Annotated in this window: 21 protein-coding genes; 18 read left to right on the top strand and 3 right to left on the bottom strand. The window is 49.5% G+C overall.

What is annotated here, in order from left to right; translation table 11 throughout:
• Window positions 1–95: 95 nt before the first annotated feature.
• Complete coding sequence (locus tag T3H97_RS20635) at window positions 96–1895, bottom strand: M4 family metallopeptidase (protein WP_328800750.1); 1800 nt, start codon at window positions 1893–1895, stop codon at window positions 96–98.
• A gap of 466 nt (window positions 1896–2361) precedes the next feature.
• Window positions 2362–4140 (bottom strand): M4 family metallopeptidase, encoded by a 1779-nt coding sequence (locus T3H97_RS20630; protein ID WP_328800749.1) that lies wholly within the window; start codon window positions 4138–4140, stop codon window positions 2362–2364.
• A gap of 561 nt (window positions 4141–4701) precedes the next feature.
• Here T3H97_RS20630 and T3H97_RS20625 point away from each other — a divergent pair.
• The 18 genes from T3H97_RS20625 (at window position 4702) to T3H97_RS20540 (ending at window position 21171) form a co-directional block, all read left to right on the top strand.
• The gene (locus tag T3H97_RS20625) at window positions 4702–5640 is read left to right on the top strand and encodes a glycosyltransferase family 2 protein (RefSeq protein WP_328800748.1); all 939 of its coding nucleotides are present in this window, start codon (window positions 4702–4704) and stop codon (window positions 5638–5640) included.
• Window positions 5637–6572, top strand: coding sequence for a glycosyltransferase family 2 protein (locus tag T3H97_RS20620; RefSeq protein WP_328800747.1), 936 nt, complete (start codon window positions 5637–5639; stop codon window positions 6570–6572). Before T3H97_RS20625 ends, T3H97_RS20620 begins: the two co-directional genes overlap by 4 nt.
• The gene (locus tag T3H97_RS20615) at window positions 6569–7369 is read left to right on the top strand and encodes a glycosyltransferase family 2 protein (protein WP_328800746.1); all 801 of its coding nucleotides are present in this window, start codon (window positions 6569–6571) and stop codon (window positions 7367–7369) included. Before T3H97_RS20620 ends, T3H97_RS20615 begins: the two co-directional genes overlap by 4 nt.
• Entirely contained in the window at window positions 7366–8097 is a 732-nt protein-coding gene (locus T3H97_RS20610) for a sugar phosphate nucleotidyltransferase (RefSeq protein ID WP_328800745.1), read from the top strand. Before T3H97_RS20615 ends, T3H97_RS20610 begins: the two co-directional genes overlap by 4 nt.
• Before the next feature lie 72 nt (window positions 8098–8169).
• Window positions 8170–9630, top strand: coding sequence for a glycosyltransferase family 2 protein (locus T3H97_RS20605; protein ID WP_328800744.1), 1461 nt, complete (start codon window positions 8170–8172; stop codon window positions 9628–9630).
• Between the two features lie 118 nt (window positions 9631–9748).
• Window positions 9749–10036, top strand: a complete 288-nt coding sequence (locus T3H97_RS20600; RefSeq protein ID WP_013311765.1) for a hypothetical protein — start codon at window positions 9749–9751, stop codon at window positions 10034–10036.
• Window positions 10037–10065: 29 nt separating this feature from the next.
• On the top strand, window positions 10066–10398 hold the full coding sequence (locus T3H97_RS20595; RefSeq protein WP_328800743.1) for an alpha-helical endospore appendage domain-containing protein: 333 nt from the start codon (window positions 10066–10068) through the stop codon (window positions 10396–10398).
• Window positions 10398–10748, top strand: a complete 351-nt coding sequence (locus T3H97_RS20590) for a hypothetical protein (RefSeq protein ID WP_328800742.1) — start codon at window positions 10398–10400, stop codon at window positions 10746–10748. Before T3H97_RS20595 ends, T3H97_RS20590 begins: the two co-directional genes overlap by 1 nt.
• Window positions 10696–11067 (top strand): FliH/SctL family protein, encoded by a 372-nt coding sequence (locus T3H97_RS20585; protein WP_328800741.1) that lies wholly within the window; start codon window positions 10696–10698, stop codon window positions 11065–11067. Before T3H97_RS20590 ends, T3H97_RS20585 begins: the two co-directional genes overlap by 53 nt.
• Before the next feature lie 180 nt (window positions 11068–11247).
• A complete protein-coding gene (locus T3H97_RS20580) occupies window positions 11248–12339 on the top strand; it encodes a CgeB family protein (RefSeq protein ID WP_328800740.1) in 1092 nt (363 codons plus the stop codon).
• 33 nt (window positions 12340–12372) lie between these two features.
• A complete protein-coding gene (locus tag T3H97_RS20575) occupies window positions 12373–13506 on the top strand; it encodes a CgeB family protein (protein ID WP_250240227.1) in 1134 nt (377 codons plus the stop codon).
• A gap of 60 nt (window positions 13507–13566) precedes the next feature.
• A complete protein-coding gene (locus tag T3H97_RS20570) occupies window positions 13567–15228 on the top strand; it encodes a glycosyltransferase (protein ID WP_328800739.1) in 1662 nt (553 codons plus the stop codon).
• Between the two features lie 121 nt (window positions 15229–15349).
• Entirely contained in the window at window positions 15350–16441 is a 1092-nt protein-coding gene (wecB, locus tag T3H97_RS20565) for a non-hydrolyzing UDP-N-acetylglucosamine 2-epimerase (protein ID WP_328800738.1), read from the top strand.
• The gene (locus tag T3H97_RS20560) at window positions 16434–17420 is read left to right on the top strand and encodes a polysaccharide biosynthesis protein (RefSeq protein ID WP_103050037.1); all 987 of its coding nucleotides are present in this window, start codon (window positions 16434–16436) and stop codon (window positions 17418–17420) included. The genes wecB and T3H97_RS20560 overlap by 8 nt, the downstream gene beginning before the upstream one ends.
• Complete coding sequence (locus T3H97_RS20555; RefSeq protein ID WP_328800737.1) at window positions 17417–18271, top strand: dTDP-4-dehydrorhamnose reductase family protein; 855 nt, start codon at window positions 17417–17419, stop codon at window positions 18269–18271. The genes T3H97_RS20560 and T3H97_RS20555 overlap by 4 nt, the downstream gene beginning before the upstream one ends.
• A complete protein-coding gene (locus T3H97_RS20550; RefSeq protein WP_328800736.1) occupies window positions 18232–19230 on the top strand; it encodes an NAD-dependent epimerase/dehydratase family protein in 999 nt (332 codons plus the stop codon). The genes T3H97_RS20555 and T3H97_RS20550 overlap by 40 nt, the downstream gene beginning before the upstream one ends.
• On the top strand, window positions 19227–19943 hold the full coding sequence (locus T3H97_RS20545; protein ID WP_328800735.1) for a glycosyltransferase: 717 nt from the start codon (window positions 19227–19229) through the stop codon (window positions 19941–19943). Before T3H97_RS20550 ends, T3H97_RS20545 begins: the two co-directional genes overlap by 4 nt.
• A gap of 28 nt (window positions 19944–19971) precedes the next feature.
• The gene (locus tag T3H97_RS20540; protein WP_328800734.1) at window positions 19972–21171 is read left to right on the top strand and encodes a glycosyltransferase; all 1200 of its coding nucleotides are present in this window, start codon (window positions 19972–19974) and stop codon (window positions 21169–21171) included.
• Here the strand turns inward: T3H97_RS20540 and T3H97_RS20535 are convergent.
• Complete coding sequence (locus tag T3H97_RS20535) at window positions 21168–21554, bottom strand: hypothetical protein (RefSeq protein WP_328800733.1); 387 nt, start codon at window positions 21552–21554, stop codon at window positions 21168–21170. The two genes, T3H97_RS20540 and T3H97_RS20535, sit on opposite strands and share 4 nt — an antisense overlap.
• Between the last annotated feature and the right edge of the window lie 90 nt (window positions 21555–21644).

The following is a 21644-nucleotide window of genomic DNA, read 5'->3' as shown; positions in this document are numbered from 1 at the left end:
TTATACTAGAAAAAAGGCGTCCCCTAGTGGGACGCCGTATACATAAGAGAGAAGGGGGTAGACTTGTAATATCGGGGAAGTTTATATTATTTCACTTATTTCACACCTACGGCATCAAAAGACTTAATAGCAGAGGTTACGGCTATTGAATTTTCACCATAACTATCTTTGGCCGTTTGGATAACAGCAGCACGCGCGGTGGAGAAGTTAGACGTGGAAGTCAGATAATTGGTGAAGGCATTATAATAAATATATACGGCTGCATCACGTCCGATTCCATCTACCTTGACACCATGGAAAGTGCCTCCTTGTGCCAGTAGATAGTAGGCTTTATTAATAATACCGCTATTAATATGGGCTCCACCATAATCCTCGTTGTTAGGATCAGGATAGAGATTGCTGTAGTGATCGACTTGACCGTATTTGACAGGATCGGAAAGGGAGCGAATGGCATCGCCCTTAATATTAGGGGTATAAGCGACTTTGCCGAAATCCCAATTGGTGCGATCAATGTCGTTGCCTATAATATCTGAGATGGCTTCACTTAATGCACCAGATTCAGCGAAATACACGAGCCCTGATGAATGCTCGGTCACACCGTGTGTCAGCTCATGGGCAACAATTTCAAGATCGCTGCTAAAAGGGGCAAATAACGTGCCGTCTCCGTCTCCGTAAAGCATGTGAGTGCCACCCCAGTGGGCATTATTGTAGTTCTTTGCGCCGTAATGGACTGCCGAAGCGATGGCCATGCCATGCCCGTCAATGCTGTCGCGTCCAAATCTATCCTTGTAATAATCGTAAGTGCGGATAGCGTAAGCGTGGGCATCCACCGCAGCCGGATCTTCCCATACATTATCGGAATCTGTATACAGGGTGCCGGGGAGCGTCTCGGTGTTGTGGACGTTATAAGTTAGGATTCCTTTACCACGAGTCGTATCTTTTAGTTGATACTTCTTGCCCGAAGCTGTGGTTTCAAATGTTTTGGTATCACCGAATACACCGCGCCCTGTGCCGATCACTTCGTTAAGAATGTCATACTTGAATACGATTTTTCCATCATTAGCGTCAATAAAGTAACGTGTGCGCAGCAGAGTGGGCTGTAAAGTATTAACTTCGGTTACATAGACGAGACGTGTTGAGTCTCCATCGGGATAGATGTACAGTTCTGCTTTAGGGTCTACACTTGGTTCCAGATTGGCAATCTTGGAAATAGAGGATGCAGGCTCTACCACTTCCAATTTACTGTTCTCCAGTTCAGCTGCTTTATCCAAATCCAAGGAGTCCTTATCAACGGAGATTGATAATTCATTGTTAGATGCCTTTTCGTAAGTGTCTTTACTTACACTACTTGTATCCTCGTAAGGTTCAGGAACGATTTGGACGGAGGAAGAGAGAGATTGAACCCGTATAGCTGCATCTTCATATGCGGTATATACAGCCTCAGTAGCACTGATTTTTGGAGTTGTATTTTCTTTGGCATCGGCTTGTTGATCTTCTGAAATGACCGCTCCCAAATAAGAGGTGATTTGGCCAGACTTGTTCACATGGATGGTCTGTTCGGCTCCAAATACGGGAATTCCGTTTACATATTGTTTTAACCGATAATGCTTTGTACCAAATTTGTCACTGGTGCGATCCACGATACGAAATTGCTCGCGCACATGGGAACCGATGTGGGTATCGTCCAGACTCAATAATGTTTTTTGTTGTCGATTTAAAAAGCTCCAGACCAGATTGTCGCCTGTTACCGTTGAAGGAGACTTCCAGTTCACCGTTTGGAATGTTGGTGTAAACTGAGTCGGATCGGGAACAGAATTTTCAGCTGCGGAGGCCCCGGGCGCTATAGATCCTAATAACATAGCTCCTCCTAGAAGTGAAACCCATACTTTCTTCAATTCATACTCACTCTCCCTAGTTAATTTTGGGGTAAAAAACACCCTGTTTGAAGAAGTCTAGCGTCATATATGTAAGTCTTGTTGCTCCTTTGAAACGTGAAGAGGCTGGATAAAAATGACCTTATGTAAAATATCAAGGTTTATTTTTTTTGCAATTTCATCGTCTCGGCTCTGATATTAGCACAGAGGTTGTCGAACGAGAAGATTAATTTTACAAAATACTCCAAAATGAATCTTTAGTCCCTGATTTACTGTTTATTTGTCTTATTTAGTCGAAAATGATCGGAGGGAATCAATGAACAAGAAAAGGGCGCCCCTTAGAGGGGACGCCATAAATAAGGGGGGAAGGGGCGCAGACTTGTACACTGCACCCCTATTTTTTCGTCCATTGTATGAGCCAGGGCCAAAGTAACAACACAACGGCAAAGGTCTATGGACGGGATATGAGGATTATAGTGTATATGATTTAATTTACGCCTACAGCGTCAAAAGATTTGGCAGCTGCAGTTGCTTGTGCCGAGTTCGCACCGTACAGATCTTTTGCCGCTTGGATCACAGCAGCGCGTGCGTTGGAGAAGTCAGAAGAAGAAGTCAGGTAGTTCGTAAAGGCACTATAGTAAATTTGGACCGCTGCATCGCGGCCAATTCCATTTACAGCTACCCCATGGAAAGTACCACCTTGTGCCAATAGATAGTAGGCTTTATTGATAATGCCGCTGTTCGTATGAACGCCACCGTTATCGGAGCTGCCTGTATACAAGTCGGAATAGTGATCTGGTTGATCATACAGCGTAGGATTGGACATAGAGCGAAGGGCATCGCCTGCAATGTTTGGCGTATAAATATCATCGCCTACAAGCCAGTTTTTACGCTGAATGTCATTGCCGATGACGTCCGAGAAAGCCTCATTTAATGCACCGGACTCTCCGTAATATTCCAAATTCGAAGTATACTCTGTGACACCGTGCGTAAGTTCATGACCTACCACATCGGGGTCCCCACTGAATGCGATAAATGTGCTACCGTCCCCATCTCCATAAGTCATTTGGGAGCCATTCCAGAAGGCGTTGTTGTAGCGGCTACCGTAATGGACTGTCGAACGGAGTTGCAGCCCGCGTCCGTCAATGCTGTTGCGTCCGAATTTGGACTTATAGTAATCATATGTTTTGGCAGCATATGCATGGGCATCCACGCCGGCTGGATCATTCCATACATTATCGGCATCGGTCAGAAGAGTACCTGGGATGCTTTGACGGTTGGAGGCCGTGTAGGTCACAATACCATTACCTCGTGTTGTATCTTTTAACTGGTAGCTACTACCGGAAGCCGTCGTGGTGAATGATTTGCTATCACCAAGCACACCTTTACCTGTGCCTGTCGCTTCATTAATGATGTCATACTGGAATACGATGCTGCCATCATTGGCATCAATAATGTAGCGAGTACGCAGTGGGGCAGGTTCTAAAACATTGACTTCTGTTACATAAACCAGCTGCAGGTCATCCCCTTTTGGATAGAAGTACAGATCGGCTTTAGGATCTACTTCTGGCTGCAGATTAGCGATTTTGGCAATGGAACTTTTTTCTGTCTCCACCGCCTCAATTTTGCTATCTTTCAGGGCAGATGCTTTATCAAGACTCAACTCGTCCTTATCAGTAGATAGCGTTTTTTCGTTGTTAGCTGCTTCGGCGTAAGTGTCTTTGCTTACACTGCTTTGTTCCTCAACATCTTTAGAAATCGTATCGTCGGAGGTAGGGAGGGCTTCAATCCGTGCAGCTGCTTCTTTATATGCAGTGTAGACTGCTTCAGAGGCGCTGATTTTTGGAGTTGTACCTTGCGTAGCTTCAGCTTGCTGATCCTCAGTAACCACCGCTCCTAAGTAAGAGGTGACCTCACCAGATTTGCCCACATGAATAGTCTGTTCAGCTCCATATACGGGAATCCCGTTTACATACTGTTTCAGCCGATAATGGCTTACACCGGACTTGTCGCTTGTGCGATCAACGATTCGGAATTGTTCACGTACACTAGAGTTGTCCGCACCCAGTAACGATTTCTTTTGCCGATTCAAATAGCTCCATACAATGTCGTCCCCGGATACCGAGGAAGGGGCTTTCCATTGCTCGGCGTGAAAGGTCGGTGTAAGCTGAGTTGGCCCCGAAACGGAACTCTCCGCTGATGCACCAGACGCGACAGACCCTAATAACATAGCTCCTCCAAGAAGCGAAACCCATACTTTTTTCATTAAAAATTCACTCTCCTTGATTAATTTTCAGGATGAATCATCCTGTCTTGAATAAGGCATTGCGCCATTTATGTAGGTCGTGTTGTCGTCTGGAATAGAAGAAAATGGAACATGAAGAGAAATACCGAAGTGTTTTTCATGAAGCGTACGTGAAAAGAGGGTACTGCAATATGAAGCATGTAGCCTAAAAAGGTGACAAACTCCTCCTTTCCTGTCGTATATAAAGAAAATAGAATAATGGTGGATAATGGAAAAATGTTGCCTTATGCAAAAATAACAAATGTTGATTTTTTGAACTCCCATCATCTGGCTCTGATATTAGCACAGAGAATGACGGACGAGAAGATCTATGTCACAAATTTATCCAAAATGATTCTTTAGACCCTAATAACTCATTTATTTAATAGGATTAATAAGTTTTGTAAAATAAAGTCGAAAATTGTTGTGTCGAAAAGACTCCACGATTGCCGTTACACACGGCTTTTGGACCGCATAGGTTATGTTGAACTGTCCTAATCATGCTGTCCATCTATACAGCAGGAAGGGAGGTGAGACGGGAGCATGAAGAAGCAGGGAAGAGCTGGATACAAGATCAAACGGAGGCGGCATTCGGGCGCTTACTATCATTCTAAGATGTGGCTGCCGTTACGAATGCCGAACATGCATAAGAATCCGGTAGCCCCTGCCATGAGGGAGGCACTCGGCACGGAGAGAGGGGCACAGATCGGGGAAGAGCGACCATCTGAACCGTCATCAGTGGGAAAGTTTTTCGTATCTGTCATTATCCCGGCCATGAATGAGCAAAAAACAATCGGAGCTGTGATTCGCGAAGCGCGCCGTGTCCATCCACATACAGAGGTTATCGTCGTTGAGAACGGATCACACGATAGAACGGCGAAGGTGGCAGCAGCGGCGGGAGCTCGTGTACTTTCTTTCCCGGAACCGCTCGGACATGATGTTGGCCGTCGTATTGGAGCGGAGGCGGCATCCGGACAGATCCTGCTTTTCCTGGATGGGGATATCGTCATTCCCTGCGTTAGACTCCGGCCGTTTATACACGCCATATGCGCAGGGGCAGATGTGGTGCTGAATGATTACCATGGACCTGTGAATCGTACGCCCGTACATCCTGTAGTGGAGGCAAAGCACGTATTGAATATCTTGTCGAATCGTGCTGATTTAGGGGGAGCATCTATGACTGGCATTCCACACGCCATAAGTCAAAAGGCTCTAAAAAAAATAGGTCTAAAGCCCCTGGAGAAACCTCCTTTATTTCAAGCTATGTCCATCGTCTCCGAGTTACGAGTGGTGACTGTATATGGAATAGCTGTCGGTAAAATAAATGCGACACGTAAAAAACAGAACGGCAAGGACCCGCTGGCAGGTGTAATTGTTCAGGATCATCTGGATGCCATTGCCTGGCTTACATCGCGTCTGGGAACGCGTGCGGGATATACGGATTTGGGGCGCAAACGGATCAGAGACGAGGTGAAACTATGAGTAGACCGTATCGCAGAGGGAAGCGTGAAGAACCGGGCTGGGGGATCAGACGTGTTCAGCGAAAACGAGGAACGACGACTTCAATGCATAGCCGTAGGGTGAGAAAGCCCACACCTCGGGCGAAAGGAATGAACGAAGTGACTCCGCCTGTGGAACGCGAAGTTCCGGGAGAGATTGTATTACAGGGAACGGCAGCGGCCGTGGTCAGCGCCTGTAATGAAGAGTCAACGATTGACCGGGTACTGGCCGAGCTGGAAAAACTTCCGCTTACGGATATCATTGTCGTATTGAACGGCTGCACGGACGGCACACGCTCCACCGTAGCCAAACATCATCCCAGTGTGACTCTCGTCAACGTGCCGGATCGACTGGGGCATGATGTTGGCCGTGCAGTAGGCGCGCGTATGACGCAGGCTGATATTGTGCTGTTCGTGGACGGAGATTTGCCGATTCCAGCATCTGATTTGCTGCCTTTTCTCCACGCGGTGGATCAGGGAACGGATGTTGCGCTTAATGATCTAGGCAGACATTTGCCGCCCTATGCCCAGCAGGACAGCGTGACACGGTGCAAAGCATTTCTGAATCGCGTACTGCGCAGGCCGGATCTGGGAGCAAGCTCATTGACCGCCGTACCGCATGCATTATCTCGGCGTTTATTGGATCAGCTTGGCTCAGCCGTGCTTGCCGTACCGCCAAAAGCCCACGCCATGGCAATTCTGTATGGCATGATCGTGGCGGCAGTACATGCTGTCGATGTCATTAAAACGAACCGTAAGCGGACCTTCAATGTTGGCAAAGGGAACGCTATGGAACAGTTGATCGTCGGTGATCATGCAGAGGCACTGACGGCGGTGTTTCAGGTAGCCGGGTATTCCCCGCTCGGGCCTGTTCCAACACGGGTAGACGTTGCCAAAGGGAGGAATGCACAATGAGTCTGACGAGCATCATTATTCCGACTTATAACGGCCTGCATCTGTTAAAGCCGTGTATTGAGGCGATTCGGACACATACGATAGATGTACCGTATGAAATCATTGTTGTGGACAACGCTTCGAATGACGGAACGGATGATTTTTGCGCATCCGAGCGGCTGATCAGCATACGTCTTCCTGAAAACAGGGGCTTTCCAGCAGCATGTAATATGGGGCTCCGGCTGGCTTCGGGTGATCAGTTCGTTATTTTAAACAATGATGTGACGGTTACGCGGGGATGGCTATCGAATATGTTGGCTGCATTGCAGAGCGAAAGCATAGTGGGATTGGTGGGACCGGTGACGAATTATGTCAGCGGTATTCAGCAGATACACGGATTAGAAGGAGATTTGGCCAGTTGTCTGAGATATGCGGAGCAGAATAATGCAAGTAATCCCTCCAGATGGCAGGAGGTCAAGCGGTTGGTCGGATTTTGTTTGTTGTTCCGGCGCGATCTGATGGAACGGATCGGATTGCTGGATGAACGGTTCAGCCCCGGACATTATGAGGATGACGATTATTGTCTACGCGCACGCGTGCATGGCTACAAGCTGCTCATGTGCAACGACTGTTTTGTCTATCACGAGGGGAATGCGAGCTTCTCACGCTCGGAAACTTCCTGGATGGAAGAGCTGATCGAGCGGAACTATCGTTTGTTTATAGAGAAATGGAGTATAGATCCCAGAATGTTCATCGAAACTGGAAACGCTGGGGTTGTATGCACTGAACATGCTGTCGAAGGAGGAAGGAAGATATGAAAGGGGTTATTCTCGCAGGAGGAACCGGATCGCGCCTTCATCCGTTGACTACATTACTCAACAAGCATCTGCTTCCGGTCGGCAAGTATCCCATGATCGTATATGGTATCGAAAGGCTGCGACAGGCGGGGATCACCGATATGCTTATTATTATTGGTAAACAGTCGGCCGGACTGTATACCGATTTTTTGGGCAGTGGCAGCGATTATGGTGTCCAACTGACATACCGGATTCAAGAAAAGGCGGGCGGCATTGCGGAAGCACTCGAACTGGCAAAAAGCTATATGCAGGCAGAAGAGAAATTCACTGTTTTGTTAGGTGATAATTTGTTCAAGGAAGACTTGGGACCTGTGATCGAACGGTTCAAGCAACAGCCCCCGGGGAGCGCCAGAGTGTTGTTGAAAAAGGTGGCAGATGCTCGTCGTTACGGGGTACCCGTATTTGATCCTGAGCGCCCGGAGAGCATTACGCGGATTGAAGAAAAGCCGCAGCATCCCCAATCCAAATATTGCGTTACGGGTATCTATATGTACGATACTGCCGTGTTCGATAAGATCCGGCAAATTACACCTTCGGCACGGGGTGAGCTTGAGATCACGGATGTTAACAACTGTTATGCCGCTGAAGGCAAGCTGGAATATGATATTTTACGGCGCTATTGGAGCGACGCAGGAACCTTCGATTCCCTTCAGGAAGCTGGAGTGAAAATGAAAGGACTTCTACCCTGATCTCAACGAAACACCATCCGGCCGGGCCAGGCATATAGTATAGGCATAATGCCACCCGGAGGAGTGAACGGCATGAAACGCCTGAGTATGCAAAGGAAACACAGCAAGCGGCTCGGAAAGAAAGGCTATTGGTCAGGATATAAAAGGGGCCATGAGCAGGGAAACAGGTTCGGCCAGGCTTCGTTCGGCAAGGTTTTTGAAGGTGTCAGTATTATCATTCCGTCCTGCAATCAGCTTCAGCAGCTCCGTGCATGCATTCACCGTATTGAGGAGAATACGAGCCATCCTCACGAAATTATTGTGGTGGACTGCGGATCGACGGACGGGACATCCACCTATTTGCTCCGTAAAAGCATCGCTGTGCGTTATGCGCTGTTAAAAAAAGATGTTCAAATGATAGGTAGCCTGAATCAGGGGCTGATGATGGCAAAAGGTACAGCTATTGTGGTACTGGATCAAAACTCTATGGTGACCCCCTGCTGGCTGGATCGGTTGTTAGGGTGTTTATACAGCGATCCGTGTATTGGTGTTGTTGGGGCTGCAACGAATGGTCCATTCAAAGAACAGCAGATTGAGGTTCCTTATATGAACGAAAATGGAGCACGTCAATTTGCCATGACCTTCAATATTCCCAATCCGGATGCATGGCGAGAGACCGAAAGCTTAGCCGGATTTTGTTTATTGCTGCGCAGAGAGACATTGGAAAAAACGGGCTACTGGGACGAAGGCTGCCACAGTACTGAGGAAGCCCAAGCAGATTGGCTACTGCGTGTGCGTTTGTTGGGGATACGTATGGCAATTGCCGGAGATGCTTTTATCCATTATGAAGAAAGAGATCGGGATACGGTGTATGGTTTTCCTCAAACGACCGAAAAAAGCGGTTCAATGGAGGAAAACAGCCGGAACCGATCCTTTTTTGTACAAAAGTGGGGGGACGCGGATAAGCTGTTCCACAACCTGCAATTCAGTACAGCGGAGACGGACGGCCAGATATCAATAGGTAAGGAAACACACGTATCAGCGGCAAGCTTTTATCCCATCGGAGCGGTTGTTCAGGGACCGTCCGGGGCAGTATTTCGGTTAGAACCGGGAAGAAGGCGGTATCTGCATGGAGTCAGTGCTGCGGGAGGTGAAAATGTGTGCCCTGTTAGAGTGTCTCAGCTGGATTTGTTGGTGCTTCCCTTGGTAGGGAAGCCGGAGGCCACAGTTTCCGGCAACATTGATGCACCTATAGCTGAGCTGCCAGAGGAACCTTTACCTGTGCTGGCGGCTCCTGAGCTGGGGAACATGTCCATGTTGCCCACACTTCATATCCCGGCTCAACGTAAGCGATGGATCGAGTTACTGTATGCTGAAGGTGGGCAACTGTACCAAATCGGCAACGGCTGGAAAAGACCGTTCCTTACCCTCTACGCTGTGATGAGCTGGCGGGCTGAGGACTATCCAATTCAATTTTTGTCCTCCGAAGAATTGTCGGCATTGACGGAGAAGCAGCCTATTATTGCTCCACCAGTGTTGCGAGGGCATTTGTGATGATCGAATAGGCTTTTTTAGGCGGAACCGACTACTCGCTGCGGCATACGCTGTAGTAGCGGAAAGCCCGTAGGTAATTCGTGCGTTCCGCACGGCGGAGCACATAAAGGAGGGGCTTATGCATAACGAGTTAGATGATTTGCTGATCCACATTTCGCACTCGCAGCAGCAGATGTCAAGGTTGTTGGATGCGGAACGGCAGGTGGTTGTGCGCATGGCGCAGATCATACATGAACTGCCAGATGAGGAGCCGCGTTTTGACGGAATTCCGGGCATTCTCGATAGCTCGGGACAAGTAAACAAAAGCATTGTGGCCTATCTGAACGGCATTGCCGATCTTCAGGAAGCAATGGCTGAAATGCTCGTTCGTGTCGTGAAGGAAACGGCATACCCGGAAGAGGAGTAACGTAACAACCGAGGGCAGGGAGTGAACACATGAGTAGGGAAAAAGCAATGATTCACATGCTGGACGCGGCCTCCAAAATGCAGCGGAATGTGTCTATGATCCTGGAGGCCAAGGCGGTCGAAGCAGAAAAAGTGCGTAATTGGGCGCTGAACCATCTGGCGCCTTCCGCATTTGAAACCGATGAAGAGCAGTTGGGACGACCTTTGGAGATTCACGAGCAAATGGTGGAAATGCTGGAGGGATTAACGCGGCTTCAGACTGGTCTTTGCAGCAATCTCAAAGCATTGCTGGATCAGGATGAACAGCAGGGTGGCGGCATGGAAGGGATGATGGGAGGAATGGGCTCGGGGGATATGAACTAATGAGCATGAGGCGTGAACGTGAGATCAAGCTGGATATGATGGAGTCTATTGCTGCCAGCCAGCACGCCGTTGCCCGGATGCTGACCAGTCTTGCGGACTTGACGCCCCATGTGGATATGTCGGCTACCCGTCTGGAAGAAACCATTCGTATACTCAGCAACTACCAGGGCGAAATCACGCAAATGTTGGCGGGTATTCCATTGAGACGGCAGGTATATGGAAAACCGACGAAGCCGTGGCTCCATGTGCCTGTTCAGAAAAATGAAGCCACCACGAGAAAGCAAAGGAGGAATGAAAATGAGTACAAGGTGGGAACGCGCCACTCGGGACAAAGCCCGCAAAAGACGTAAAGATGCCCGGCGTTCCAGCATTCGCAGATTAAAACGGAGAAGAAGACGTCTGCTTGCTCTAAGACGCCGTAAAAGAGGACTTCATTCTGCACGTAGAAGACATCCTCATTTGCGGCGGCGGAAAAAACCTCAAGCTAAACCTCAAGCTAACCCGGTGGCAGCCCCTTCTGCGGAGAATCCACAGCCTGGGACTGTGGTATTGGAGCATGATCCGCAGGCATTTCAGCAGGGATATGATGCAGCTTACAACGAGGGTTTCAATTCAGGCTTTGCCAAAGGTTATGAAGATGGACACCAGCTCGCTTACAAAGCTCAGTAAACTGTGCAAATCATCTATTACTGTTCTCCCCCGAAGCTAACAGCTTTGGGGTTATTTGCGGTTCGGCAGTTGGACGGGCAAACGCCAATTTTGTCCGGGCAGTGGCAGTCGTCCATGATGCGTTTGACCCCTCCGCATATAGTTTAGGAGTGACAGAAGTTTATCCTACAACAGGACAGGGTGAAGGATGTGAACGATCAACAAAGCGGAAATGAACGCGAAGCGTACCGATGCGGCTATCGGGAAGGACGCAGAATGGGCGGTTGCGCGGCTGCTCTGTCACAGGTCGTGGCAATACAGCCTGCTGTTCGTCATTTGAAAGTGTTATATATTCCGCAAGGTTTCGCAGCTATAGACACAGGTGTGCAAGAGGCATTAGGCCAAATATGCAGCTCATGCGCCATCGGTACGCCTGCTACGATGCTAGCTGACGCCGAGGCTCAACGTCCAGACCTCGTGCTGGTCATGAACGGGCTGCATGTTTTTCCGGCGGATCATCTGGAGCAGGTACAGCAAATACGAGCCCTGGGCATTCGGACGGCCATATGGTTTGTAGATGATCCTTACTTTACGGAGGATACGGCGTTGATCTGTCAATCCTACGATGTCGTATTTACGCATGAAATTTCTTGCCTGCCGTTTTATCGCGATCAGGGAGTAACGAGGGTTCACTATTTGCCGCTGGCTGCGTCAGCTCGTATCTTTTATCCCCGGCGGGTAGAGCGGGAGCATCAGCATGATATTTGCTTCATTGGAAATGCCTTCTGGAACCGTGTGAAGCTGTTCGACCACCTAGCTCCCTTCTTGGCGGACAAAAGAGTGCTGATCGTAGGTGGGCACTGGGATCGGCTGACCCGGCGGGATGTGCTGGAACGCTTTATCCGTCCGGGTTTTATGGAGCCGGAAGAGACAGCTCAATATTATAACGGCTCCAAAATTGTCATCAATATGCATCGCCCGACAGACCCCGGACTGGATAATCGGAATACACACCAGCTTTCAGCGGAGTCCATCAATCCTCGGACATACGAAATTTCTGCTTGCGGCACGCTTCAAATGACGGATATTCGGAAGGATTTGAGCCGTTATTACCGACCAGGCTATGACATTGAAACCTTCTCTGGAGCAGAGGAACTGAAAGTGAAGCTGGACTACTATCTCAAGCATGATTGGGAACGCGAACGCATGGCCTGGCGTGCATTGTACACAACTATGCAAAAACATACGTACCCCAATCGCATGGAAGAACTGCTGGACAAGGCGATGGCCTAAAGTAAACACCATAAACAGTGAGGAGTGAAAGTGATGACGATATCTACGACAGGACCGTATGACCCGGCTGTTCACCAGACGGCGGCAGCCTCCTGGGAAAAGGGGAGAACTGCGGGATTGCATGACGGATACGACGAAGGATATCTGCGCGGACGTGCTAACGCAATTGTTGCGCGGATGAAAGCAGTTTTCCCTTTTCGACAAATCCATGTACTGTATGTCGTCTCAGGCAAAGGCCTTCCGTATTCTCCGCTGGATGAGGCGGTCATTACCACGTTGCAAAGCATGACGGCTCAGGTTACCGTAACAGACCCACGTCAGCCGGTAGGAGATATTGCCGCTCAGCTCCGTCCGAATCTGATGCTGGCACTGGATGGGATGGATCTTCCGTTGGAGCAGGTTACTGCGGTACGTCAGTTGGGCATCCCCACCGCCATCTGGCTAACGGACGATCCATATTACACCGACACGACGACCAAAATCGTTACGAATTATGATTATGTGTTCACGTTAGAAATGAACTGTATGGAGCTGTACCGTCAGTTAGGCTGCACGTCTGTGCACTATTTGCCCTTTGGAGCATTTCTGACTCACTATTACCCACTCAGCTCGCCCGCTTCGGTACGACGTGAGATTGGGTTTACAGGCTCAGCTTACTGGAACCGCATCTATTTCTTCAATCCGATTATGCCTCAGCTCATGGCTCGTAACATTAAAATCAACGGAATTTGGTGGGATCGTCTCCCGGATTATCAGTCGTATGGTGACAAAATTGAGTTGGGTCGCTGGATGTCTCCGGTCGAGACCAATGATTCGTACAACGGCAGCAAAATCGTAATTAATCTTCATCGTTCCCATCAGGATGATTCGGTGAACAACAACTCACTGAAAATTCCGGGGGCTTCGCCCAATCCGCGTACGTTTGAAATTTCTGCCAGTGGCACGTTGCAACTGACAGATACAAGAGATGATCTGGCTCGTTTTTACAAGCCGGGGGAAGAGATAGAGACCTACAGCTCTCAGCAGGAACTGCTGGAGAAGGTTGAGTTTTATTTGACGCATGAAAAAGAGCGCCATGAGATTGCCCTGCGTGCTCTGGAACGAACCCTGCGGGAGCACACGTATGGTCACCGGATTGACCAATTGTTATCGGTCATATTTCCATAAGGTGATTCACACGTCCGGTGGTTGCTATTTTAAAGGAGGTGAACTCCGATCAAGCCGAAAATGATGCTATTCAGCCATGTTAGCAACGTCCGCAGTATTACGGGGGCAGAGAAGCTGCTATTGCAATTTTGTCTAGATATGCGTACGTACTTCGATTGTATTCTCGTAACGCCTGGTGAAGGGCGGCTGACCTCAATGGCCCGCAAGCGCGGAATCACCGTTCTGACACAGAACCTGTTCATGCTGCATGGCATGTATACCCCATATGAGGGATTGGCGCAGGATGCGGAGAATTTGCGGACCCATGTGGCGTATGCACCGTTGTTCCAGATGCTTCGGCATGCTCGACCTGATGTGGTGCTGGTCAATACCTGTGTGAACGTCATGCCTGCAATGGCTGCCCATGAGCTTAATATTCCGGTGATCTGGAAAATAACCGAGGTCATAAACCAGAATGCGCATACGCCAGTTTCTGTTTCTATCATTGAGCGCTATAGCCAATGGGTCATCGGTATTTCGCAAGCTGTAATGCGTCCTTTGCATGGTGGGGGACTGACACGTCCGCATACGGTGCTGTCTCCCTGCCGGGATATGGATATGCCGTCTCCCAAAGAGCATGGGCTGGAACGGAAAAGGAAACGTGAAAAACTGGGACTGCGGGATTTTCATATTTGCATTGGTTATATTTCTTCCTTTATCTACGAAGCCAAAGGGCTGTTACCTTTTGTCCAAATGGCTCTAAAGCTGTGCGAAACCAATTCGCGATGTCGTTTCTGGATCATCGGCAGCTCGGTGGACTCGGAATATTACGTAAAATGTGTCTCTTTAATCCGCCAATCTCGTTATAGCCGCCGCTTCCAGTTCAATTCATTCGAGGAATCCGTATCATCAGCCTATAGCGCAATGGATATTGTTGTGATCCCAAGTATGGTGGAGGAAGGCTTTGGCCTGACCGCCCTGGAAGGGCTAGTTTACGGTAAGCCTGTGGTAGCCTTTGCGCAGGGTGGACTTGTGGAATTGATGGAGGCGACCGGAAATACAGATTTTTTGGTAGAGCCGGGTAACAGCGACATGTTGGCGCAAAAAGTGGGCTATCTGCTCGATCATCCCGAAGAAGTGGAACGAATTGGTGTACGTAACAACAGTGCGGCTACACGTGTATACGGACCTGACTCCTACCGTGGCAGTCTACACCTTATGGTCAGTCAATGGGTATGTCATCATCCGCATTGGTTCCCGTTGATTCAGCAGCCGGGTGGACCTGTATGGACGAGGGAAGGCGAAGGGCTGCGTCAGGTCATCGCTATACCGGAGGGATATACCAGCACGATTCGAGAATTTCCCGAATCGGTAGTGTGTCAACTGCCTGTGCTGGGTCTACCGCCAATCGAATATGCAGCCATTCAAGGCTTGCCACAACCTCCATCCCCTTTACCTGATTCACCACCCGAATTGCCCCGCGGCAAGCGTAGTATTCGGGTGAGATGGCCAAAGGGCCGCAAGCGTACCCGACTGCGGAATCGCAGGTATAAGAGAAGCGGCGGCAAGAGTCGCCTCAAGAAAATTCACGGGTCCCCGTTGTCGAAGGGACTTTATCCGAAAACCAAGTCCAGACAGAAGCTCAAGCGGAAATTCAAGCACCGGTCACGGCGACACAACACGCACAAGCAGAAGCGAGTCACACTCAAGGCTGGACAGCATACCAAACAACGGTCCGGGTGAACCTACGCCGGACCGTTGAGATGAACGTTAAGCTGGAGCACAGCCAGTCTGCTGGATGGCTATCATTCATTGAACGCCACAATTCAATGAAACAACGACAGCAAAGGTGGGTTCCAAAACCATGAAAATATTGACCGTGCTCGGCACAAGACCGGAGATTATACGGCTCAGCCTGATCATTCCGAAGCTGGACCGCCATGCAGATGAACATGTGCTTGTGCATACGGGCCAAAATTACACCGAAAGCCTAAGCGGGCAGTTCTTTCGCGAGCTGGGACTGCGTGCCCCGGATTATGTACTTCAGGAGAAAGCGGGGACACTGGGCAAACAGTTGTCCGCCATGTACTCGCAGATGGAGGATATTTTAAACAAGGAACGCCCCGATCATGTGCTATTGCTCGGTGATACGAATAGCGCTTTATGTGCCTTACTTGCGGAACGTATGGGTTACCCGGTCGTGCATATGGAGGCGGGGAACCGCTGTTATGATCTGGATGTGCCGGAGGAGAAGAATCGGCGGGTCATTGATGCGATATCTACCATTAATATGCCTTATACGGAGCAAAGCAAGCAGCACCTACTACGCGAAGGCTTTCCGAGCCAACGAATTATACTGACTGGAAATCCGATCTACGAAGTGATGCAGCACTATGAGAAAGAGATATCGGACAGTGGAATTTTGAAAAAGTTGGGACTGTCGCCAGGAGAATATTTCCTGGTCACTGCCCACAGAGCTGAAAATGTGGACCATCCACCGCATTTGCTGGCTATTTTAGATGGTCTTAACCGGGTAGCCCAGCAGTTCGGGCAGCGGGTCATTTGCAGTATTCATCCCCGCACCGCCGCCCGGATCGCAAGCCACCCACCGATCCAACTTGATCCGCTGGTGGAATTTCACGAACCGTTCGGCTTTTTTGACTTCGTTCTGCTGGAGCGGCATGCCCGCTGCGCTTTGACGGACAGTGGTACCGTACAGGAAGAATGCTGTGTCATGGGGGTGCCGACGGTTACGATGCGCCGGACGACCGAACGGCCGGAAACGGTAGATTGCGGAAGCAATATCGTGTCTGGGCTTGATGGCGAGGTTATAGCAAACGCGGTAGCCATAATGACCGGGATGACTCATAAGTGGCAATGTCCCGCGGGCTATCTGGCGGAAGATGTGTCGGATAAGGTAGTTAAATTTCTGCTTGGAGGGAAACGGCATGTTTGAAAACCAACGTATCTTGGTTACCGGCGGTACCGGCTCCTGGGGGCATGAGCTGGTTACCCAGTTACTGCCGCGTAACCCCAAAGAGGTCATTATCTTTTCACGCGGAGAATCCAGTCAGGTTGCCATGAACAGGCAGTTTGAGGATGAGCGGCTCAGCTTCTGTATTGGAGATATTCGGGATAAGGATGCGCTGACTACCGCTTGTCAAGGAGTGGACTATGTATTTCATTTGGCAGCGCTCAAGCACGTGCCCGTCTGTGAGGATCAGCCCTATGAGGCACTCAAAACCAATGTCGTAGGCACCCAAAACGTGATCGAGGCCGCTGTGGCCAACCAGGTAAAGAAAGTCATTTATATATCGACTGACAAGGCAGCAAATCCGTCCAATTTTTATGGCATGACGAAGGCGATTGGAGAAAAACTGATTGTTTACGCCAATCTGCTGAATAGCGATACACGTTTCGTGACGGTGCGCGGCGGTAATGTTTTGGGCACCAACGGAAGCGTGGTGCATCTGTTCCAAAGCCAGATTCGCCAAAAAGGCAAGGTTTCGATCACAGATATGAACATGACCCGCTTCTTCCTGACCTTGCGTGATGCGATCAGTCTCCTGTTCAAAGCTTCGGTGGAAAGTGTCGGCGGGGAAATTTTTATCATGACCATGCCAACCTGCCGTATTGTGGACTTGGCTGAGGTGCTCATTGAGGATTCAGGTGTGGAAAACGTAGAGATTGTAGAAAAAGGTGTGCGTCCCGGCGAGAAAATTCATGAGATTTTGATGAGTGACTTTGAAAGCCTGACGACGGTAGTCTATGACGAGCAATATTTGGTCATTCTCCCAACGTTGAATATTCCTCAATTAAAGGACCGTTATAATCAGTGCCCTCCCGTGTCATTCAGCAGCTTTAGTTCGGAGTTTAATTTGATGTCGAAAGAGGAGATTCGCAGCATTCTCCAAAGCGGGGGGTTCATCAAATGAAGCTGCTTATTTTGGGTGGTAACGGCATGGCGGGCCATGTTCTGGTTAAGTATTTCCAAAACCAGAGCGGGTATAACGTGTTCTACACCACCCGTGATTCCGAAAATAAAGGCGGTCTGCTGCTGGATGTAAAGGACAGCTTTATGGTGGAGCAACTGGTACGGAGTGTACGGCCAGACGTTATTATTAACGCGGTAGGAGTACTGAATCAGCATGCCGGGGAGGATCAGATTGCAGCATACCAAATCAATGGATTGCTGCCACATCTTCTCCGGCGAACAGCGGACAAAATCGGTGCCCGATTGATTCATATCAGCACGGATTGCGTATTCGAAGGAAATCGCGTACCTGGTTTATATAAGGAGACGGATCAACCCGATGGGACAAGTGCCTATGCTTTGACGAAAATACTCGGAGAAGTAAAAGCCGCAGGGCATCTGACTATCCGTACCTCCATTATCGGGCCGGAAATTCGGCCGGGAGGCATTGGTCTGCTGCACTGGTTCTTGCAGCAGAGCGGAGACGTTAACGGGTATCGCCGAGTCTTTTGGAACGGGGTTACGACGTTGGAATTAGCGAAGGCGATACAGGTGCAGATGAATGAGCCACTAGACGGACTCATTCATCTGGTTCACCCTGAACCGATCAGCAAGCACGATTTGCTGCTGCTGTTCAAAGACACTTGGAATAGGGAGGATATTCGGATCGTGCCGAAAGATGAGCCGGTGCAGGACCGGACGCTTCGTTCTACCCGGGCCGATCTGCTCTACGATGTTCCTCACTACAGCATTATGCTGAAGGAGCTGCTGGAATGGACGGAAGCACAGCGGAACAACGTCGGCCTGTCATAGTTATTACTGGAGCGGCGGGCTATACCGGGATGCATGCCTGCCGCCATTTTGCAAAGCTCGGCTGGGAGGTAGCGGCGCTGACTCGCACTGCCGCTTCCGTCTCAGAACTGATCTTACTGGCTCGCGATGATGATAATAACAGACCAGAGGCGGAGACTCGTAACTGTATTACGCCTTATGTGTGTGACTTGCTCGACAAGAAACGTCTAGGCGAAGTAATTAGACAGATTGCTCCGGATTATGTGCTTCACCTGGGTGGTAAAAATTCCGTCCCTGAATCTTGGCAGAGCCCCCTGCTATACATGGAATCCAATGTACTGTCCACTCTGTATCTGCTGGATGTACTGCGACCTTTCCCCAAAGCCAGAATTGTCGTGGCGGGTTCTCGGCTAAAGACGGCTTTGCAAGCACCGTATCATCCAACGCATCCATACAGCCTTAGCAAAAGCCTTCAAGAGGCAGTCGCGCTCTCGTGGGGCGCGCTGTTCGAACAATCCGTCATGCTGGCAGAGCCTTGCAACTTGATCGGTCCGGGTCCATCTACCGGATTTTGTGCATTACTCGCGGGGTATATCGTTCAGACGGAACGTATGGAGGGGCAGTCTGTAACTGAAACTGCCCCGTTCCGGGTATCTTCCCGACATGCGCAACGCGATTTCCTCGACGTTCGTGATGCGGTTCGCGCATACGGTGTGCTCTTGGAACAGGGTGTGCCAGGCCAAGTTTACTCGGTCTGCACAGGCCGCATTGTGGAACTGGGCAATATCGTAGAACGTATGGTTGCGCTGGCCAAAACATCTATTCCCATACAATGGGGGGATGTAGCAGAGTCAGCATCCACCGAGGCATACCGTGCGAAAGAGCTGGAGGACATGGGCTGGAAGCCGACCATACAGCTGGCGCAATCTCTGGAGGATATGATTCAATACCGCCGAGCTGGAAAGGAAGGAACGATATGAGACCGAAAGTAACGATCGTCATTCCCTTTTATAACTGTGCATATGTGGATCAGGCTTTGCAAAGTGCACTAGAGCAAACTTATGGTCCCCTCGAGATTATTGTCGTCGATGACGGGTCCACGGAACATGTTGATATGCTTCAGGCCTATCTTCCATATATACATTATTTAGGCAAGTCCAATGGTGGAACAGCCAGCGCCCTGAATCATGGTATCCGGCATGCCAGCGGCGAATATATTGCCTGGCTCAGCTCCGACGATACCTATCATAGGGACAAAATTAATAATCAAGTTTCTTTTATGGTGGAAAACGGTGCGTACATCTCCCATACCAATTTCAATTTCATTAATCAATACAGCCAAGTCACAAGCTACCAGGCAGCCGCCGTGTTTCCGTCTATGACGGAGTTTTACCGTTTTTTTCAGCAAGGAAATCCGGTCAATGGATGCACGGTTATGTTTAAAAAGGAGCTGTTTGCACATATCGGTTTGTTTGATGAACTGCTGCCGTATACACATGATCTGGATATGTGGTACCGAGTGATGCTGGCGGGATATCCATTTCCTTTTCTGAACGAGTCCTTGGTTAACTACCGCTGGCATGATGAAATGGGAACCCAAAAACATTGGCCCGCTGTGGAGCGGGAGTACAACATAACCCAAGCACGTTACCGAGATCGCTTCAGTCAGGTGTTGAGCGGTTTATCCTCATGAAGCTGAAAGTCTGTCAGGGGGGATTGATATGGTAGATACGGGGATTGTTATGCCACTGTACAAACAGGATATCGGCTATCTGCAAGCTGCGATCTCATCCGTACTAGCCCAGAGCTACAGGGCATTTCGCTTCATCATTGTTATTGACGGAGCGCCAGAAATGGTGGGGCCGGCGCTCCACGCAGCAATGGGAGACCCGCGCGTTCAGTTGGTTACACTCCCTCAGAACAAAGGAGTATCCCACGCCCTTAACCGGGGATTCGATGAGTTGTTTAAAGATTCTGGGATCAAGTATGTGACCTGGGTCTCCAGCGACAATGTGTATAATTCTTCCTTTATTGAACGATTGCGGCAGGAGCTCGAACAGGGGCCGGACTCACTCGGTCTTGTGTTCTCTACCTTCCGCCAGGTTGACGCATATGGGAACCCATTGTACGACGAGCAGCATCAACAGGCGTTGATCCGGTACCAAAGTCAGCCACATCATGAATTGTTGAACGCCAGCATTGTTGGGGTTTCATTTATGTACAAAAGCAAATATGCCCTACAGATTGGCGGCTATCGGCTGCAACCAGTTGAGGATTATGATTACTGGCTGCGACTGACCGAGACGTGCAGCATGAAATTCATCCCGGAGATCCTGATGGATTACCGGGTGAATTCCACATTTAGTGTATCGGCCGGCCTGCACAGCCAGAAGGAGCACCGACGCTGGCGGCGCGCATTCCAAATCGCCAAGCATGAGGCGAGAGCACGTCGGGGCATCCCACTTGAAATGACCGTTTTAATGCCTGTCACGGATATGGCTCAAGCGGAGCCGTTGCTCGATAATCTGCTGGAGCAGCACTACAGCAATTGCGTGGTACGGTTGCTGGATTTAACGCCAGAACAGGGAGCCGCCGCTTTCCTGGCGATGATGCTCGATCCTCGGTTAATCGTAACGCCACGTCAGCATTATTCGGTCCAGGAAGCACTGGTTCAGGCGATTGGTGAAACAACGACCCGCTTTGTTGTATGCTTCGGTATCAAACCTTATATTGCCGTGACGGATCTGCTATATCTGACGGATTTGTTGCGTCCATTACAGGATACACATGCCTTTTCCTACTATACAGATGACCATTCAACCATCGGCAGCGGGCGAGGGGTTCAGTCCATACCACCGGAATGGAATTACGTGTATTACACCTACAGATTACATCGGGCACTGGAGCAGGGCGGCTTTTAAACAACAGGAGACAGTGCCGGGATTGTGGTCAGCTCAGACTGGAGAACGCGATGCTCCTGTACAACATTACCAAACTGATCCAGGCCAAAGTTGGAAAGCACGACAGTGGAAGGTGCGGCGGAGACTACGTTGTATTGTACCTCGTAGGCAAGGACCCCTTGTACAAAGAAAGTACGCCGGGCAATAGAGTTTGCAGGTAAGTTAACCGATGTCACATACAATGGTATTTTGGTATCCGGTACAAGCGAGAAAAAAATTTGGATGGTCACGGTTGCTGCGTTCACCGTGTCCTCATTGACCAAATTTACAACGACATTGGAGCAGGCAGTACCAAAATCTCTAGTGTTGGTCATATATCCGGTTGTAAAAGCCAATCGAATCATCCTCTCAAATAAACAGAATATTGGAGAACCCTTGAAGGGATGCTTCTATACTATGAATCTATTGAAAAGAAAGCTTGTATGATTGTCTGT

This window comes from Paenibacillus sp. LX16 (assembly GCF_036252815.1).
In the GTDB taxonomy this organism is placed as follows: Bacteria; Bacillota; Bacilli; order Paenibacillales; family Paenibacillaceae; genus Paenibacillus; species Paenibacillus polymyxa_B.
Note: the sequence above shows the minus strand (reverse complement) of the source record. Positions and strands in the feature narration are given on the sequence as shown.

Excerpts from the sequence above, each read along its gene's own strand:
- T3H97_RS20575 (WP_250240227.1), top strand. The coding sequence starts at position 12,373 with ATGACGATATCTACGACAGGACCGTATGACCCGGCTGTTCACCAGACG.
- T3H97_RS20600 (WP_013311765.1), top strand. The coding sequence starts at position 9,749 with ATGCATAACGAGTTAGATGATTTGCTGATCCACATTTCGCACTCGCAG.
- T3H97_RS20545 (WP_328800735.1), top strand. The coding sequence starts at position 19,227 with ATGAGACCGAAAGTAACGATCGTCATTCCCTTTTATAACTGTGCATAT.
- T3H97_RS20615 (WP_328800746.1), top strand. The coding sequence starts at position 6,569 with ATGAGTCTGACGAGCATCATTATTCCGACTTATAACGGCCTGCATCTG.
- T3H97_RS20540 (WP_328800734.1), top strand. The coding sequence starts at position 19,972 with ATGGTAGATACGGGGATTGTTATGCCACTGTACAAACAGGATATCGGC.
- T3H97_RS20560 (WP_103050037.1), top strand. The coding sequence starts at position 16,434 with ATGTTTGAAAACCAACGTATCTTGGTTACCGGCGGTACCGGCTCCTGG.
- T3H97_RS20555 (WP_328800737.1), top strand. The coding sequence starts at position 17,417 with ATGAAGCTGCTTATTTTGGGTGGTAACGGCATGGCGGGCCATGTTCTG.
- T3H97_RS20625 (WP_328800748.1), top strand. The coding sequence starts at position 4,702 with ATGAAGAAGCAGGGAAGAGCTGGATACAAGATCAAACGGAGGCGGCAT.
- wecB (WP_328800738.1), top strand. The coding sequence starts at position 15,350 with ATGAAAATATTGACCGTGCTCGGCACAAGACCGGAGATTATACGGCTC.
- T3H97_RS20610 (WP_328800745.1), top strand. The coding sequence starts at position 7,366 with ATGAAAGGGGTTATTCTCGCAGGAGGAACCGGATCGCGCCTTCATCCG.
- T3H97_RS20605 (WP_328800744.1), top strand. The coding sequence starts at position 8,170 with ATGAAACGCCTGAGTATGCAAAGGAAACACAGCAAGCGGCTCGGAAAG.
- T3H97_RS20620 (WP_328800747.1), top strand. The coding sequence starts at position 5,637 with ATGAGTAGACCGTATCGCAGAGGGAAGCGTGAAGAACCGGGCTGGGGG.
- T3H97_RS20590 (WP_328800742.1), top strand. The coding sequence starts at position 10,398 with ATGAGCATGAGGCGTGAACGTGAGATCAAGCTGGATATGATGGAGTCT.
- T3H97_RS20550 (WP_328800736.1), top strand. The coding sequence starts at position 18,232 with ATGGACGGAAGCACAGCGGAACAACGTCGGCCTGTCATAGTTATTACT.
- T3H97_RS20630 (WP_328800749.1), bottom strand. The coding sequence starts at position 4,140 with ATGAAAAAAGTATGGGTTTCGCTTCTTGGAGGAGCTATGTTATTAGGG.
- T3H97_RS20535 (WP_328800733.1), bottom strand. The coding sequence starts at position 21,554 with ATGATTCGATTGGCTTTTACAACCGGATATATGACCAACACTAGAGAT.
- T3H97_RS20595 (WP_328800743.1), top strand. The coding sequence starts at position 10,066 with ATGAGTAGGGAAAAAGCAATGATTCACATGCTGGACGCGGCCTCCAAA.
- T3H97_RS20585 (WP_328800741.1), top strand. The coding sequence starts at position 10,696 with ATGAGTACAAGGTGGGAACGCGCCACTCGGGACAAAGCCCGCAAAAGA.
- T3H97_RS20570 (WP_328800739.1), top strand. The coding sequence starts at position 13,567 with ATGATGCTATTCAGCCATGTTAGCAACGTCCGCAGTATTACGGGGGCA.